Origin of the sequence: Janthinobacterium sp. Mn2066, from assembly GCF_049319705.1 — a bacterium.
Lineage (GTDB): Bacteria > Pseudomonadota > Gammaproteobacteria > Burkholderiales > Burkholderiaceae_D > Janthinobacterium.
In genome coordinates this window covers 25,476-41,109 of the sequence record NZ_JBMOUF010000020.1, presented here as the reverse complement: position 1 = coordinate 41,109, position 15,634 = coordinate 25,476, and the positions used below count along the sequence as shown (strand labels likewise).

General features: G+C 56.7%; 14 protein-coding genes. 8 read left to right on the top strand and 6 right to left on the bottom strand.

All coding sequences use genetic code 11. The features are described from left to right. The first annotated feature begins 122 nt into the window (after positions 1 to 122). Positions 123 to 2,042, top strand: a complete 1,920-nt coding sequence (gene htpG, locus ACL9RI_RS26945) for a molecular chaperone HtpG (RefSeq protein WP_422729528.1) — start codon at positions 123 to 125, stop codon at positions 2,040 to 2,042. Between the two features lie 70 nt (positions 2,043 to 2,112). After that, positions 2,113 to 2,478: a hypothetical protein gene (locus tag ACL9RI_RS26940; RefSeq protein WP_422729527.1), complete on the top strand. Its 366-nt coding sequence runs from the start codon at positions 2,113 to 2,115 to the stop codon at positions 2,476 to 2,478. Positions 2,479 to 2,939: 461 nt separating this feature from the next. On the opposite strand, the gene ACL9RI_RS26935 is transcribed toward ACL9RI_RS26940, so the two are convergent. After that, positions 2,940 to 3,980, bottom strand: coding sequence for a sensor histidine kinase (locus ACL9RI_RS26935; protein ID WP_422729526.1), 1,041 nt, complete (start codon positions 3,978 to 3,980; stop codon positions 2,940 to 2,942). Further along, a complete protein-coding gene (locus ACL9RI_RS26930; protein ID WP_422729525.1) occupies positions 3,980 to 4,579 on the bottom strand; it encodes a hypothetical protein in 600 nt (199 codons plus the stop codon). Before ACL9RI_RS26930 ends, ACL9RI_RS26935 begins: the two co-directional genes overlap by 1 nt. Positions 4,580 to 5,149: 570 nt before the next feature. Here ACL9RI_RS26930 and ACL9RI_RS26925 point away from each other — a divergent pair. Beyond that, the gene (locus ACL9RI_RS26925) at positions 5,150 to 6,196 is read left to right on the top strand and encodes a hypothetical protein (RefSeq protein ID WP_422729524.1); all 1,047 of its coding nucleotides are present in this window, start codon (positions 5,150 to 5,152) and stop codon (positions 6,194 to 6,196) included. A 37-nt stretch (positions 6,197 to 6,233) separates the two neighbouring features. Here the strand turns inward: ACL9RI_RS26925 and ACL9RI_RS26920 are convergent, their stop codons facing one another. The 4 genes from ACL9RI_RS26920 to kynU all read right to left on the bottom strand — a co-directional run bounded on the left by ACL9RI_RS26920 (position 6,234) and on the right by kynU (position 11,088). After that, on the bottom strand, positions 6,234 to 8,300 hold the full coding sequence (locus ACL9RI_RS26920; protein WP_422729523.1) for a hypothetical protein: 2,067 nt from the start codon (positions 8,298 to 8,300) through the stop codon (positions 6,234 to 6,236). 97 nt (positions 8,301 to 8,397) lie between these two features. Next, complete coding sequence (locus ACL9RI_RS26915; protein ID WP_422729522.1) at positions 8,398 to 8,943, bottom strand: RBBP9/YdeN family alpha/beta hydrolase; 546 nt, start codon at positions 8,941 to 8,943, stop codon at positions 8,398 to 8,400. Between the two features lie 10 nt (positions 8,944 to 8,953). Further along, on the bottom strand, positions 8,954 to 9,826 hold the full coding sequence (kynA, locus tag ACL9RI_RS26910; protein WP_422729521.1) for a tryptophan 2,3-dioxygenase: 873 nt from the start codon (positions 9,824 to 9,826) through the stop codon (positions 8,954 to 8,956). Positions 9,827 to 9,837: 11 nt separating this feature from the next. Then, positions 9,838 to 11,088 (bottom strand): kynureninase, encoded by a 1,251-nt coding sequence (gene kynU, locus ACL9RI_RS26905; protein ID WP_422729520.1) that lies wholly within the window; start codon positions 11,086 to 11,088, stop codon positions 9,838 to 9,840. Positions 11,089 to 11,682: 594 nt separating this feature from the next. Between kynU and flhD the strand changes: the two genes are divergently transcribed. The 5 genes from flhD to motB all read left to right on the top strand — a co-directional run bounded on the left by flhD (position 11,683) and on the right by motB (position 15,589). Next, the gene (flhD, locus tag ACL9RI_RS26900; protein ID WP_422729519.1) at positions 11,683 to 12,000 is read left to right on the top strand and encodes a flagellar transcriptional regulator FlhD; all 318 of its coding nucleotides are present in this window, start codon (positions 11,683 to 11,685) and stop codon (positions 11,998 to 12,000) included. 44 nt (positions 12,001 to 12,044) lie between these two features. Beyond that, the gene (flhC, locus tag ACL9RI_RS26895; protein WP_422729518.1) at positions 12,045 to 12,605 is read left to right on the top strand and encodes a flagellar transcriptional regulator FlhC; all 561 of its coding nucleotides are present in this window, start codon (positions 12,045 to 12,047) and stop codon (positions 12,603 to 12,605) included. Positions 12,606 to 12,712: 107 nt separating this feature from the next. Continuing rightward, positions 12,713 to 13,474, top strand: a complete 762-nt coding sequence (locus ACL9RI_RS26890; RefSeq protein WP_422729517.1) for a class I SAM-dependent methyltransferase — start codon at positions 12,713 to 12,715, stop codon at positions 13,472 to 13,474. 215 nt (positions 13,475 to 13,689) lie between these two features. Beyond that, on the top strand, positions 13,690 to 14,550 hold the full coding sequence (gene motA / locus ACL9RI_RS26885) for a flagellar motor stator protein MotA (RefSeq protein WP_183676987.1): 861 nt from the start codon (positions 13,690 to 13,692) through the stop codon (positions 14,548 to 14,550). 58 nt (positions 14,551 to 14,608) lie between these two features. After that, positions 14,609 to 15,589 carry a flagellar motor protein MotB gene (gene motB, locus ACL9RI_RS26880; protein WP_422729516.1) on the top strand — a complete coding sequence of 327 codons (981 nt, stop codon included), beginning with the start codon at positions 14,609 to 14,611 and terminating at the stop codon, positions 15,587 to 15,589. The last annotated feature ends 45 nt before the right edge of the window (positions 15,590 to 15,634 follow it).

The following is a 15,634-nucleotide window of genomic DNA, read 5'->3' as shown; positions in this document are numbered from 1 at the left end:
GCAGTGTTGCGATGGTAGGGCAAAGCAGGATGGCAAGACAATTATATAAAGACGTCTTGAAATCGCTTGTACTATCCCCAACTTCGTAAAATTCGTCCCATCCACAAGACTATGAGGTAAACATGGCTGTCTCCGAAAAGCAAACCCTGGGTTTTCAGACTGAAGTAAAGCAAATGCTGCATCTGATGATCCACTCCTTGTATTCCAACAAGGAAATCTTCTTGCGCGAATTGATTTCGAACGCGTCCGACGCGGCCGACAAGTTGCGCTTCGAAGCGATCGATAACGATGGCCTGTATGGCAACGATCACGAATTGAAGATCAAGGTCAGCTTCGACAAGGATGCGCGCACCATCACCATTTCCGACAACGGCATCGGCATGACCCGTGACGAGGCGATCTCGCACCTGGGCACCATCGCCAAATCGGGCACCAAGGAATTCTTCGGCAAGCTGTCGGGCGACCAGCAGCAGGACGCGGCCCTGATCGGCCAGTTCGGCGTAGGCTTCTACTCGGGCTTCATCGTGGCCGACAAGATCACGGTTGAAACGCGCCGCGCCGGCGCCGCCGCATCGGAAGGCGTGCGCTGGGAATCGGCCGGCGAAGGCGATTACAGCATCGAAACCATCGAAAAAACCAATCGCGGCACGGATATCATCCTGCACCTGCGCGAAGGCGAAGACGAGTTCCTGTCGAGCTGGAAGATCAAATCGACCATCCGCAAATACTCGGACCATATCTCGCTGCCTATCGTGATGCAGAAAGAAGAGTGGGACGACGAGAAGAAGGAAACCGTTCTCAAGGACGAACTGGAAACCGTCAACCAGGCCAGCGCCCTGTGGGCACGCAGCAAGTCCGAGATCACGCCGGAACAGTACGACGAATTCTACAAACACGTTTCGCACGACTTCCAGGCGCCATTGACGCACACGCATAACCGCGTCGAAGGCCGCAGCGAATACACGCAGCTGCTGTATATCCCGGCCAAGGCGCCATTCGATATGTGGGACCGCAACAAGCGCGGCGGCATCAAGCTGTACGTCAAGCGCGTCTTCATCATGGACGATGCCGAACAACTGATGCCAACCTATCTGCGCTTCGTCAAGGGCGTGATCGATTCGTCCGACCTGCCGCTGAACGTCTCGCGTGAAATCCTGCAGGAATCGCGCGACGTGAAAGTGATCCGCGAAGGCTCGACCAAGCGCGTGCTGGGCATGCTGGAAGAACTGGCGAACGCCGACGAGCAGGATAAAAAAGACAAGTACGCCACCTTCTGGAAGGAATTCGGCCAGGTGCTGAAAGAGGGTATCGGCGAAGACGCGTCCAACAAGGAGCGCCTGGCCAAGCTGCTGCGCTTTACCTCGACCGCCAACGACAGCGACGAACAGATCACTTCGTTCGCCGACTACGTGGCGCGCATGAAGGAAGGCCAGGACAAGATTTATTACGTTACGGCGGACAATTACGCTGCTGCCAAGAACAGCCCGCACCTGGAAATCTTCCGCAAAAAAGGTGTCGAAGTGCTGCTGCTGACGGACCGTGTCGATGAATGGATGCTGTCCTTCATCCAGGACTTCGAAGGCAAGGAACTGGTGTCGGTTGCCAAGGGCGGCCTGGACCTGGGCGCGCTGGAAGACGAAGCGGAAAAGAAAGAGCACGAAGAAACGGAAACCTCGTACGCCGACCTGGTGGGCAAGATGAAAACCGCCCTGGCCGACAAAGCCAAGGACGTGCGCGTGACCTTCCGCCTGACCGATTCGCCAGCCTGTCTGGTGGCTGACGAGCATGAACTGTCGGGCAATCTGCTGCGCATGCTGAAAGCGGCAGGCCAGAGCGCGCCGGAATCGAAGCCCATCCTGGAAATCAACCCGAACCACCCGCTGGTGACGCGCCTGAAATATGAAGACGCAGAAGGCAGCAAGTTCGGCGACTGGGCCAACATCCTGTTCGACCAGGCCCTGCTGGCCGAAGGCGGTTCGCTGGCCGACCCTGCCACGTTCGTCAAGCGCCTGAACGAATTGCTGCTCAATTCGGCGAAGTAAGCCCGTTTTGCAGCAGTAGACAAGCCGGCCCTTTCTGCATGAAGGGGCCGGCTTTTTTTCAAGGGACGCCATGAAAATCCGTCTGATCGCCGGTCTGGCCGTGCACGCACTGGGCTGTTTGCTATTTGTTTTCTTGAGCTGGCTGGGTTTTTATCTATACACCCAGCTGTTCGGCGCCCTCGGTTCCGTCGGTATCGCCGGCGCGAAGGCCTGGCTGCTGGTGTTGTATGCCTATGCAGGCACGAATCTGCTGCTGGCGCTGCTGCCGTCCGGCAACATCAAACCGCGGCTGTGCACCTTGCTGGGTGCGGTAGTGCTGGCCTGTCTGCTGCGCCACCATCCTTTGCGGGCGCTCTATTTCAGCCTGCTGGCGGGCGGCTTGAGCTGGCTGGCGGTCTTGCTTGGCCAGAAGCTGGCGCTACAGCTGCAGGCTTGACAGGTTGTTAATGAAGTTGGCGATGGCCGTCGCCGCCGTTTGCGGCGCAGCTTGCAGCAGCATATGGGAGGAATCAGATCATGGGCATCTATCAATAATGGCAGCAATATGCGGCTTATCATTCATTTGCCGGCGGATTAATAAATTTAAAGCGATATGTTGACGCAGTTTTCTGCTATCAGAGCATCAAAACTGATGTGGAATTACCCAGATTTTCAATTTTTCGTATAAAAGTTTCGATCATTCTGAGTGTCAAATAATTCTCAAGGAGTGCTAATAAAGACTAAGCGGGAACGGATTAATTCAATTTGTAGAAATTCACCAATTTAAAAAATCAAAGAATTGTGTGTGGTTTTAAAGAGAAATCCGAATTAATCAGCAGTTCCCTAAGTGTCTGTTGCATTAAATTAATTGAGAATCATTGATTATCTTTAATTTATATGAGGCAACGAGTCGAAATTCTACAGAGTATTATTGAGCGGCTTTTTATTGATTGGTAAATTCATAACAAACTCATTAGTTTGATACTCAAAACCAAAATTTTTCCCTTCAGATCCATCGATTGGATTGACGAAAATTGTTCCATTGTTTAATTCAATAATCCTTTTTGCTATATTCATGCCGATTCCATTGCCGGCCTTTCCTGTTGAGGTTGCAATGCTTCCTGAATAACCTTCATCAAATATTCTTTCACGTTCTTCCTTAAGAATTTTAGTGCTGCACATTCGGAATGTGATAGATAAAACAGAAGTTTCTTCTTTAATTTCGATATTAAAAAAGCTGTCAGGTATTGTATATTTTGCTGCATTATTAATTAAATGATAGAGCGCGACGTGGATGGACTCATAATCAAAGTATGCTTTGGCCTCACTACGCTGCACTACTACTTCCACAGATTTGTCGGTAAAGTCGGAAAAAAATAAATACAATATATTCATCACGACCTTATGCACTATGTGCATAGATGGCCTCAAATCTGGAGTGGTATTAAATAGTTTCTTGAAGACTGAAAATTCAGTTTTCATCGCAGCGTTGTTTTTTGCAATTTTCAAAAGAGCTTTTGCTGCATCTAATGAATTATTTTCTACAATTTTCTTTGTATATTCTAAATGCCCCTTGATTTTCCCGGATATTTCATCCTGGGGAATCAAGAGATAAATTTCTTGAATGTTATGGGCATTTAAAGATGTTAGATTGTGAATCAGTCTATTTGTTGTTTTGTTGTTTGATTCTATATTCTCGTCGATTATTTCATTAATGTATTTAAGAGATTTTAATAAAAATCGAGCAGTGCTTTTGAATTTCTGTGAGCTCTTAACAAAGTCAGTGTCGTCAGAATACGCTAGAATTTGGCCCTCGGAACTCTTGATGTTTCCTGCACGCGCCTTATTGTTTGAAACCAATATCGACTCGCTGGTGATATTAGCGAGAACTGCGGACTCTTTAGCGCTTAAAGTGTTTGATATATTTTTCCCGTCAGCTGAAATTATTGAGAAGCGCATTATTTTCCTAAATTAAAATCTGATGATAACTCTTCAACTAGTTTTTGAAATTCGTATGGGTCAGCATTCTTTGGTAAAGATGAATCTGCTTTTCTAAGTGCTGCGTGAAATCTATCCCCTTTTGTTTCTGATGAGTAAATAATAATTTTCTTTTTTGGATATTTTTCTATTAGCGCAAGTGCTAAGCCAAGTCCTTCATCTGCAAAGCCTAATGCAACTCCTACACCTTGGACATCCACAAAAAGAATATGAGCATCGAGTATGGCTGGCTCATCAAGAGTATTTGCATCTTTTATAATGGATGTATTTAACCATCCACTTTTTATAAGTATTTTAGCAACTTTGAACTTTGTGTCATCATCGATAAATAAAATCTTGGTTTTCTGTTTTCGATCAGGTAGGCTCATCGAGGTCTCCGCTATAATCGTTGGAGCCGAATTTACTTGCATGGGCAAGGTGTTGTTAATTGTAACTAATGGTGTCGGCGGTGTACTTTCAGAGGGTTTGTTTTTTTCAATGAAGAATTTCCCTAGCCATCCCAAAAAAAATATACCAATTCCGCTAAATAACCATTCTTTATTTAAGAGTATCCAATCCATTCATTTTCCTATTAATTTTAAAAGATGTTATTAAATAAATTTTAATATTTTTTATTTTTCAATAGTTTATTTTTTAAAGAAAAAATGCAAATTCTTCTTCATATGTTGTTACTTATTTGAAATAAAAATTAAACAACTGAAAGATACTCGATAGATGCGAAAAGTGCAATGCATAATTTTCGCCTATCCGATTCAAAAGTTATGATGGATTGTCGATAATTAAATGTAAGCTACTTGAGGTTTGTGCCCGCTTAGTCAATTTTTTAAATTGTTCTGCAGAGGGTTACTTTGAGGTGTGTGGCGATGTAGGTGTCGGAGTACAAGACAGGGAAGGTGGGTATTGGAACAGCAGGCCCGTGCCATCCATGCCTGGCAAGATGGAGCGAGGGCAAGTAAATACGATATTGGTAGATTTATCATTATTGAGCGCATCATAACAGTGATGGCTGGCGCCGTAGTGTCCACACACTTTGCCCGCCAGCCGTGCGGCATGGGCGCTGGCGCCGTGCTAGAATCACCGACGCGCGACGCGTGGCCGGAGCGACGGTCAAATCCCGGACAAACAGAAACATGCATATCACCTTATCAAACTACCGCACCTGGGGCATTGCCTTGCTGGCGGCCTCCTGCGTCCTTTCCCAGCCTGCCAGCGCGACGGCGGCGCCTGCCATGCTGGCGATGCCGGCGCCGAAGAACCTGGCTGCGCTGCTGACCGGTGGACCCTTGCCGCGTTTGAGCGAGGATCCGCAAGTGCGCGCGGCACTGTTTGATTTCTTCGGGTATGCGCGGGGCAGCTACACGGAAGACGATGAGCTGGTGCTGGAGCAGGCGTTTGAAGCCATCAGCGACCGGCGCGACGCCACCCGTACCGTGCTGCCTGACGGCCGCCAGTTGCTGGCGTCGATGAATGACCGCAACCAGGGCCGCGAGCGCGGCGCCATGCTGCTCGACAAGCGCGGCGAGATTATCGCCTTCGGCCTGGTCAATGGCCATTGCCACCTCGAAGGCCAGCCGCTGACCAAGGTGTGCAATGTCGATCCGAACACGGTGCTGACCGTGTTTCACCGCAAGGGCATGCTGGTCGGCGAAGCCGCACCGCTGCTGGCGTGGGCCCGGCAATTGCCGCCGATGCTGGCGCTGATTGCCTCCGACAAGGAAGTCGGCGCCGATGGGCAAAAGATCGCCAGCGTCGAATACGTGCTGGCGCAAGCACCACTGCCGGGCTGGAACCGTGCGCAATTGCCGCCCGCCTTTCCCAACGCGCTGCTGCCGCTGCTGCTGGAAAAATCCGCCGTGCTGACCTCGGCCGGCGCCGGCGTGTTTTCCTATCCGCTCACCTTGCGTGGCAAGAAGCAAAGCAATGTGCTGGACCAGGCCGAAGGCCGGCCGCCGCGCGACCTGGAAGTGGCGATGCGCAGCTATGCCAGTTTCGACAGCGTGGTGGAACGCTATCGCCAGCTGGCCAAGGGCGCCCGCTTCCAGCGCAACGAGCGCACCGCGTATATCGATGGCGAACTGGGGCAGGGCAGCTACCGCGTCTACATCCGCAATGCCGGCAATGACGGCGTGATGATCGACGTGGCGCTGTGGCAGCGCAAGCTGGCTGCCGGCCAGTGACAGGCCGGCGCTGAGTCCCCCCAGCCTGTTTTCCCCGCTATTCGCTGAAGTTGAACATTACTTTCTTGGGCGCCGGACAGCCTTCCGGACCAGGATAGGTCTGCTTGCCTGTTTCGTCGAACTGCTTGCCGCAATCGAGGGCCAGGCGCTTGCGGTAGCTGCGGATGCTGGCCATTGCGCCGTTCGGGTGATAGCAGATGCTGTCGCCGTCGCGGCTGGCCGCGCCATAGCTTTGCATGGCTGTCCCATTGACCGTGCGGTTGCCGTGGCCGCGGCGCGGTTCCGTGCATTTCAGCTGGCCGCTCTCATAATACGTGTTGTACACCGAGGTGTCGGCTGCGCGGTCGACCAGTAACTCTTCTTTTACTTTACCGTTCTTGTAGTAGGTCTTGCCTTCCTGGCGGTCGCCATACAGGAAAACATAGTCGTACTCCAGGCTGCCGTCCGGGAAGTAGGTGCGGTGGTAGTCGCACACGTCATCGCGCTCGCTGCCGTATTCGGTGAAGTAGCAGCGCTGGATATCATTGAGCAGCTTGCCGTCCGGGTAGTAGTCGCGCAGATGCGCGGCCAGCCGGCCCCGTTCGATCACGGTCAGGCGTTCCGGTCTGCCGTCCGGGTAGTAGCGCGCATCGAGTCCCTGCTTCTTGCCATTGTCCCAGAGCGTGTCGAGGCGCAGTATCCTGCCGCTGCCGCTGATATCGAATGCCTGTTCGCGCCCATCGAGCTGGCCATTGCGGAAGGTGGCCGTGTAGACCACGACTTCCTTGCCGGCGGGCCCCAGGTAGCGCGTGCGCGGACCGTCGAGCACGTCAGCCTGGTAATTATCGCGCAGGCGTAGTGCGCCCTGGGCGTCCCGGTCGATCGCTTCGCCCTGTTTTTTACCGTTGACGAAGCTGACGCTTTGCGTGGCGCCGTCTTTCAGCTTGAGTGTCCATGGCCCGTCGCGCTGGCCATCGATAAAATTGCCGCTGCCGTCGTCCGTGATCCAGATGCCCTGGTATTTGCCGTCGGCGTAGCTGCCGCGCAGGAGCAGCTTGCCACCCATGCTGCGTTCGGAAGGGCCGTTCAGCTGGTCGGCGACATAGGTGTCGTAGCCGGTTGTTTCGTCCTCGCCCGCATAGTTGACGATATTCCAGCGGCCCTCACGCTTGCCGTTGCGGTAGTTGCCATCTTCGATTTGTCTGGAGCTTTCAATATGCCACGGCCCCTCCGGCAAGCCGTCGACATAACTGCCTTTGGTTTTTCCTTCATGCAGGCCTTCGCGCACCCACAAGCCCTCGCGCTTGCCCTTGCGGAACCGGCCGCGTTCGATCGCCGAGCCATCATCCCAGGCCTGGCTGTAGATCACGGCCGGGCCGTCTTCGCTGCCCGTGTATTGCTGCGGCGCCGCTTCCCATGTGACCTGGTACAGGCGGTAGTTGGGCAGGGTGCCCGCCTCGATATCGCCATACAGGGTGTAGCTGGCGCTCAGGTACAGATCTCCCTTTTTCTGGAAGCTTTTCTTGTAGCTGACGGCATGCCTGTCGTCAGCGGCTACCTGTTTGCCTTCATCGTCGTAGTAGCCAACGATGCTGCCTTGCGTATGGTCGATGGCGTCGAACTCGGGGTTGCCGCTCTTGCCCCGCGTGACGCTGTAATCCATGGGCGCCAGCTTTGCCAGTGCAGCCTTGACCTGGCCGGCGTTGGGCGAGGCGCTTTGTGCGGCGATGCGGTCCAGCGCCGGCTGTAAATCATCGAGGCGCCGGTACTTGCCCGAGTTACGGTCAAAGCGGTAGGCGCGCAGCGCATTCCTGTCGCCCTGGCGCAGCAGCACCAGCATGGTTTGCACGCTGCGCTCCGACTCGCGGTCGAGCGGGGCGTAAAACACGGAGCGGATCACGGCCGTACCAAACTGGTCGAGCAGCATGGTTTTCGAGCCGCTGCTGCGGCACTCGCAGTAGTAGCCGTTGACGCCGTCTTTTCCCTTGATGAAGGCGATATCCGCGCCGCTGTCCTGCGATGCATCGATGGCCGGGTGGGCCAGGGTTTTGCCCTGGTAAAAAGGAGCGGCACAGGCCAGCGAGGAGCAAACGAAAAAAAGTGCGGGTAGCAGCGGTCGTATCATCGGAGGCCTGGCGCCGGGGCGCCCTTAGATAAAGGGCATGATTCTGCCTGCGATCACCGATGGGTGCAAATACGCGCCTATCGTGTGCGTCCCCGCTTCAAGCCTGGTGGGCGGCGCAAAAGTCCAGCAGCATCTGCTCGCCCTCCGGCCAGGGGCCGTAGCCGGCGTCGCCATTGATATGGCCGGCGTCGCCGATCATCGTCAGGTCGCTGCCCCAGGCTTGCGCAAAGGCGCGCGCCCGCGCGAAGCTGACATACGGGTCATCGCCGCTGGCCACCACCAGCGAGGGAAACGGCAGGGCTAACAAAGGCATCGGCGTAAAACCGGTGGTGCCGGCCGGGTAGGATGGCGCATCGACATCGCTGGGCGCGACCAGAAAGGCGCCGGCGATCCTGTGCGGCGAGCCGCTGGCAGCCCAGTGGGCGACCAGGGCGCAACCCAGGCTATGCGCGGCCAGTACGGGCGGGCGCGGGCAGGCGGCAATCGCCTGGTCCAGCGCCGCCACCCAGTCATCCTTGTCTGGCGTCTGCCACTCGCCCTGCTGCACCCGCGACCACTGCGGATGGCGCGCTTCCCAGTGGCTTTGCCAGTGCTGCGGACCGGAATTCCACAGGCCGGCCAGGGTCAGGACGAGAGGGGACATGGCGGCTCCTTTAAAGTTCGGTGCGCAAGGCGAAGAGTTCAGGGAATAACACGACGTCGAGCATCTTGCGTAAATAAGACACGCCTTCGGTGCCGCCGGTGCCGGTCTTGAAGCCGATGATGCGTTCCACCGTGGTGACGTGGCGGAAGCGCCAGAAGCGGAAGGCCGTCTCCAGGTCGACCAGCTTTTCAGCCAGTTCGTACAGGGCCCAGTATTTCGACGGGTCGCGGTAGACTGCCAGCCAGGCCGCCTTGACCGTGTCGTCCGGTCTCGTCGGCAGGGTCCAGTCTGCATTCAGGCGTTCTGGCGCGATGTGCAAGCCGCTGCGGGCCAGCAGTTTGATCGATTCATCGTAGACGGATGGCGTGCGCAGGGCCGTGTCGAGCACCGCGTAGGCGTCCGGCGCCGTGGTGTGCACGTTCAGCAGGGCGGCGTTCTTGTTGCCCAGGATGAATTCGATCTCGCGGTACTGGTAGGACTGGAAGCCGGACGAGGCGCCCAGGTAGGGACGGATGGCCGTGTATTCGGGTGGCGTCATGGTGGCCAGCACGTCCCAGGCATGCACCAGCTGGTCCATGATGCGCGCCACGCGGGCCAGCATCTTGAAGGCCGGCGACAGGTCGCCGCTTTGCAGGTTGCTGCGCACGGCGTGCATTTCGTGCAGCATCAGCTTCATCCACAGTTCGCTGGTCTGGTGCTGCACGATGAACAGCATTTCATTGTGATTCGGCGACAGCGGATGCTGTGCGGTCAGGATGCGGTCCAGCGCCAGGTAGTCGCCATAACTCATCGATTTGCTGAAATCCATTTGCGCGCCATGCCACTGCGCATCCTGCTGGCCGCCATGCATGGGGCAGCCGTTTGTCTTGTGATCGTCGGTCATTGTCGGTTTCTTCAGGTGACTGCATCGCGCTTGGCGGCGATATCGTAGGCTTGCTTGTCGAGGATGTCGCGCAGGATTTCGACCGCATCCCACACGTCCGTAAAGCTGGTGTACAGCGGCGTGAAGCCGAAGCGCATGATGGCCGGTTCGCGGTAGTCGCCGATCACGCCGCGCGCGATCAGGGCTTGCATCACGGCGTAGCCATGCGGGTGCGTAAAGCTGACCTGGCTGCCGCGCCGCGCATGTTCGCGTGGCGTGACCAGGCCCAGTGGATGGCTGGCGCAGCATTGTTCCACCAGCGCGATGAACAAATCGGTCAGGGCCAGCGACTTGCGGCGGATCGCTGCCATGCTGGTCTGCGCGAAGATATCGAGGCCGCATTCGACCAGGGCCAGCGAGACGATCGGCTGCGTGCCGCACAGGGCGCGGCCGATGCCGTCGGCCGGTGCAAAGCCGGGTTCCATGGCGAACGGCGCGGCATGGCCCCACCAGCCGGACAAAGGCTGGCGGAAGCGGGCCTGGTGTTTTTCCGGCACCCAGATGAAGGCGGGTGCGCCGGGGCCGCCGTTCAGGTATTTATAGGTGCAGCCGACGGCCAGGTCGGCGCCATCGGCGTTCAGGTCCAGCGGCACGGCGCCTGCCGAATGGGCCAGGTCCCACAGGGCCAGTGCGCCCTGCGCGTGGCAGTGGTTGCTGACGGCCGCCATATCGTGCTGGTAGCCGGTGCGGTAATTGACGTGGGTCAGCATGGCGACGGCGCAATCGGCATCGATGGCCTGTGCCAGTTCGGCCGGATCATCGACCAGGCGCAGGCTGTAGCCACGGTCCAGCCAGGCGGATAAACCCTGCGCCATATATAAGTCGGTAGGGAAGTTGCTGCGCTCGCTGACGATGACGCGGCGCGTGGCCCGTTGAGGATCGCCGGCCTGCATCTGCAGCGCGGCGGCCAGGGCCTTGAACAGATTGATGGAGGTGGTGTCGGTGATCACCACTTCGCCGCTTCCGGCGCCGATCAGCGGCGCCAGGCGGTCGCCCAGGCGTTTCGGCAAATCGAACCAGCCTGCCGTATTCCAGCTGCGGATCAGGTCCGTGCCCCATTCGGCGGCGATGACGTGCTGGGCGCGGGCCAGGGCGGCGCTGGGGCGGGCGCCCAGTGAGTTGCCGTCAAGATAGATGACGCCGGAAGGCAGGTCGAACTGGCGGCGCAAGGGCGCCAGCGGATCATCGTCGTCGCGCGCACTGCAGTCATGTCGTGAAATCATGGTGGCTTTCATGTCGATACTTGTCTGGATAGCATGATTTTGGCCTGTTTGACCCAATCATGCGGGAATGGAAGTGTAGCAAGGATGGGCCGCTCTGCCGCTTTTTTGGCGCCGTCCTGACTGAAAAAAAGCGCATTTGTGGGGCGTCAGGAAGAAATTTGCAGTTTTTTCAAAATATTTTCAAAAAACCCTCAAGTTTTCCAGGCAGGCGCCGTAACCGGTTTAGACAAGGGGAAATCCTTATTGAAATATTTTTGAAATATTTTGTAAAAAAGCCTCAAGTTCCCGTTTCAGCTGTCGTTATATGGTGTGAAGCGGCTTGATTCAGGTCAAGCTGTTGTAAAAAAGTGATGTTAAGCGCTGTCAGAAAGTCAGGAAAATTTGATTCTTTCATCGCCTCTTTTCCACGCTTTTACGGGCGTGCGACCGTGATCGAGTAGTGTTTGTCGGACAAACACCTACGATCCTATTTCCTATTCCCCGACGAAAAATACAGTGCTGCGCCTCTGTTGCATTTGATGTTGCTCCTTCAGAATGTATCTCACTGGCAACACACCACCCGCCAGCTGAATTCAACGGATTGAGGAGATGGAAATGACTGCTAACGATATGATGGCCGAGATTCGCGATGCCAACCTGAGCTATCTGATGCTGGCGCAGCAAATGATCCGTGCCGATAAGGTCACCGCCATCTTCCGCCTGGGTATCTCGACCGATATCGCCGACTTGATCGAAGGCATGAGCAATGCACAGATCCTGAAACTGGCAGGCGGCAACATGATGCTGGCCCGCTTCCGCTTCGACGACAGCGCCATCCTGTCGATGCTGACCAACTACAATAAAGACCGTTCGCTGGCCCAGTCGCACGCCGCCATCCTGATGGCAGGCCAGGGCGTCGAAGAGATTGCCTGATCGTCCCCTCGTTTTCACGTCAGACCAGTAGCGGAGCACACAGCATGGCCAAAAAAAGTGTCGTATCGGAAGCGCAGGAAATCCAGCTCGCCATCGAACTGATACAACTGGGCGCCCGTTTGCAACTGCTGGAAACCGAAGTCTCGCTGTCGCGCGAGCGCCTGCTGAACCTGTACAAGGAATTGAAGGGCGTATCACCTCCCAAGGGCATGCTGCCGTTTTCCACGGACTGGTTCCTCACCTGGCAACCGAATATCCATTCCTCGCTGTTCATCAATATCCATAAATTCCTCGTGGACCACGCCGGCGCGACCGGCATCGAGGCGGTGATGAAAGCCTATCAGCTGTATCTGGAACAAATGCCGCCCGAACCGGGCGAAGAGCCGCTGCTGTCCTTGACGCGCGCCTGGACCCTGGTGCGCTTCTTCAGCAGCAAGATGCTCGACATGGCGCCTTGCGGCAAGTGCGGCGGCAAGTTCGTCGTCAATTGCCTGGACTTGAATGCCGATTATGTCTGCGGCCTGTGCCATATGCCTTCGCGCGCCGGCAAGACCAAGAAGGCCCGCGATGAAGCGGCTGCTGCCCCGACCAGCCTGGCTGCCTGAAACTACCGAGTAGCTGTATATCAAAGCCGGAGTCGCTTGCCTGAGCGATTCCGGCTTTTTTCATTGTATTTTCGCTTACACTGACGCTTTCGGTTTTCACCTTACCTATGCTGCAACAAATCCTGCGGGCGCCCGCGCTCAAGGCATTCCTGATCCAGGTGCTGGCCTTTCCCTTGCTGCTGCTGCTCGTGTATGGCATGGCGCGTGCGGGCCTGGCCATGCCGCTGCTGGCCGTGGCCGTTCTGCAGGGCGTGATTGCCGCGCTGCTGACCTGGCGCGCAGGGCTGGCACGCTGGTGGTGCGCCATCGGCCTGCTGTTTGCTCCCGCGCTGCTGGGCGCCAGCTGGCTGGACTTGCCGCCCGTGCTGTTCCTGCTGGCCTTCATTTTTTTGCTGAGCCTGTATTGGTCGACCTTCCGCACGCAAGTGCCGTTTTATCCGTCGGGGCCAGCAGTGTGGCAGGCGCTCGCCGATCTGGTGCGCGATAGACCGGGCGTGCGCCTGGTCGATATCGGCAGCGGCCTGGGTGGCCTGGTGCTGGACTTGTCGCGCCGCCGGCCGGATGCGCAGGTGACGGGCATCGAGCTGGCGCCGCTGCCGTGGCTGCTGAGCCGGCTGCGCGCGCGCTGGTCCGGCAGCCGCGCGCATTTTGTGCGCGGCGACTACGAAGCGCTCGATTTTGCCCGCTACGATGTGGTGTTTGCCTACCTGTCGCCGGCGGCCATGGCGGCCCTGTGGGTCAAGGCTGAGAAAGAAATGTTGCCCGGAAGTATGCTTGTTAGTTACGAATTCAAGATAACGGCGCGCGCACCCGATAAGACCATAGTCACCACAGAGGGTGGTCCCTTGCTCTACATATGGTGCTTTTAAGCAATTGTCTGCGTTATTTGCTTGCTCAGAGGACAATCTCACGTTATTGTAGTTCTACACGGCATTTTTGTCGAAGTGCGTTGAAATGCAAGCCGTTTCTATCTACCTTCAGTCACATTTGCTGCCGGCCTCCGCCGCGGCATCGCCGCCAGCCACCGGGGCCCGTTTGAACATGCCGGGCGCTGGGGCCCGGCCACTATTGGGAGTCAGGGCACTTGTTAGTCATACTCGGATACATCGTCGTCTGCGCCTCGGTTTTTGGCGGTTTTGCGCTGGCAGGTGGCCACCTGGCGGCGCTGTTCCAGCCGATCGAACTGCTGATGATCGGCGGCGCGGCGCTGGGCGCCTTCCTTGTTGGTAATAATAACAAGGCCATCAAGGCCACCCTGGCCGCCTTGCCCAGCCTGTTCAAGGGCTCGCGCTACACCAAAGAACTGTATATGGAGCTGATGTCGCTGCTGTTCGAGGTGCTCAGCAAGGTGCGCAAGGAAGGCTTGATGTCGATCGAAGGCGATATCGACAAGCCCGAGGAAAGTCCGCTGTTCTCCAAGTATCCGGCCGTGCTGGCCGACCATCACGTGATCGAATTCATGACCGATTACCTGCGCCTGATGGTGTCGGGCAATATGGACGCCTTCCAGATCGAAAACCTGATGGACAATGAAATCGAAACCCACCATCACGAAGGCGCCGTGCCGGCCCACGTGATTGCCAAGGTGGGCGACGGCTTGCCCGCATTCGGTATCGTCGCCGCCGTGATGGGCGTGGTGCACACCATGGAATCGGTGGGCATCCCGCCGTCGGAGCTGGGCATGCTGATCGCGCACGCGCTGGTCGGCACCTTCCTCGGCATCTTGCTGGCGTATGGTTTTGTCGGCCCGCTGGCCGGCTTGCTGGAACAGAAACTGGAAGAGTCGAGCAAGATGTTCCAGTGCGTGAAAGTCACCTTGCTGGCCAGCCTGAACGGTTATGCCCCGGCGCTGGCCGTCGAGTTTGGCCGCAAGGTGCTGTTCTCGACCGAGCGCCCCACGTTCAATGAGCTCGAAGAGCACATCAAGAAATCGAAAACGAAGTAAGCAGTGAAAACACGTTTGGAAAACATGAGTCTATCGCGGTACAGGGAAGGGAGATGCCATGGCTGATGAAGGCATGCGCCCGATTATCGTCAAGCGCATCAAGAAGACTTCTGGCGGACATCATGGCGGGGCGTGGAAAATCGCCTACGCCGACTTTGTCACGGCCATGATGGCCTTCTTCCTGTTGATGTGGCTGCTGGGTTCCACCTCCAAGGGGGATTTGAACGGCATTTCCGAATTCTTCAAGACCCCGCTGAAGGTGGCGATGGCGGGCGGTTCCGGCAGCGGCGAAAGCAATTCCGTGATCCAGGGCGGCGGCCAGGACTTTACGCGCAAGGATGGCGAAGTGCGCAAGGGCGCGGAAAGCAACCAGCGCAAGGCCTATGACCTCGATTCGGCCAAGGCGGCGCTCGAACGCGAAGAAGGGCGCCGTTTGCAGGCGCTCAAGGCGCGCATCGAAGCGACCATCGACGCCAATCCGCTGCTGAAAAAATACAAGAACCAGCTGCTGCTCGATATCACCAGCGAAGGCTTGCGCATCCAGATCGTCGATGAGCAGAACCGCCCCATGTTTGCGCTGGCGAACGCCAACCTGCAGCCGTACACCAAGGAAATCCTGCACGCCATCGGCTCGGTCCTGAATGAAGTGCCGAACCGTATCGGCCTGTCGGGCCATACGGATTCGACACCCTATATGAGCGACGCCGGCTACAGCAACTGGGAGCTGTCGGCCGACCGCGCGAATGCCTCGCGGCGCGAACTGATTATCGGCGGCATGAATGAAGAGAAGGTGTTGCGGGTGGTAGGCCTGGGTTCGGCCGCGCACCTGGACAAGCTCGATCCTTTCAACCCCATCAACCGGCGCATCAGCATCATCGTCATGAACAAACGCACGGAAGAAAATGTCCTGCGCGATGGTTCGGCGATGGACTTGCCGGCAACCGGCGCCACGACCCCGCAGGCAGTTGCCGCCGGGGTGGCGAACGGTGCGCCGCCAGCCGCTGCGCCTTCCCCCGGCCCGGCAGCGGCAAAGAAATAAGCACGCGGCAGCGATCAGCGCTGTGCGGATTGAAACAATGAGATC

What these genes read in the sequence shown, in the direction of transcription:
- ACL9RI_RS26925 (WP_422729524.1), top strand. Translation starts at nt 5,150, where the DNA reads ATGCATATCACCTTATCAAACTACCGCACCTGGGGCATTGCCTTGCTG.
- kynA (WP_422729521.1), bottom strand. Translation starts at nt 9,826, where the DNA reads ATGACCGACGATCACAAGACAAACGGCTGCCCCATGCATGGCGGCCAG.
- htpG (WP_422729528.1), top strand. Translation starts at nt 123, where the DNA reads ATGGCTGTCTCCGAAAAGCAAACCCTGGGTTTTCAGACTGAAGTAAAG.
- motB (WP_422729516.1), top strand. Translation starts at nt 14,609, where the DNA reads ATGGCTGATGAAGGCATGCGCCCGATTATCGTCAAGCGCATCAAGAAG.
- ACL9RI_RS26930 (WP_422729525.1), bottom strand. Translation starts at nt 4,579, where the DNA reads ATGGATTGGATACTCTTAAATAAAGAATGGTTATTTAGCGGAATTGGT.
- flhC (WP_422729518.1), top strand. Translation starts at nt 12,045, where the DNA reads ATGGCCAAAAAAAGTGTCGTATCGGAAGCGCAGGAAATCCAGCTCGCC.
- ACL9RI_RS26915 (WP_422729522.1), bottom strand. Translation starts at nt 8,943, where the DNA reads ATGTCCCCTCTCGTCCTGACCCTGGCCGGCCTGTGGAATTCCGGTCCG.
- ACL9RI_RS26890 (WP_422729517.1), top strand. Translation starts at nt 12,713, where the DNA reads ATGCTGCAACAAATCCTGCGGGCGCCCGCGCTCAAGGCATTCCTGATC.
- ACL9RI_RS26920 (WP_422729523.1), bottom strand. Translation starts at nt 8,300, where the DNA reads ATGATACGACCGCTGCTACCCGCACTTTTTTTCGTTTGCTCCTCGCTG.
- ACL9RI_RS26940 (WP_422729527.1), top strand. Translation starts at nt 2,113, where the DNA reads ATGAAAATCCGTCTGATCGCCGGTCTGGCCGTGCACGCACTGGGCTGT.
- flhD (WP_422729519.1), top strand. Translation starts at nt 11,683, where the DNA reads ATGACTGCTAACGATATGATGGCCGAGATTCGCGATGCCAACCTGAGC.
- ACL9RI_RS26935 (WP_422729526.1), bottom strand. Translation starts at nt 3,980, where the DNA reads ATGCGCTTCTCAATAATTTCAGCTGACGGGAAAAATATATCAAACACT.
- kynU (WP_422729520.1), bottom strand. Translation starts at nt 11,088, where the DNA reads ATGATTTCACGACATGACTGCAGTGCGCGCGACGACGATGATCCGCTG.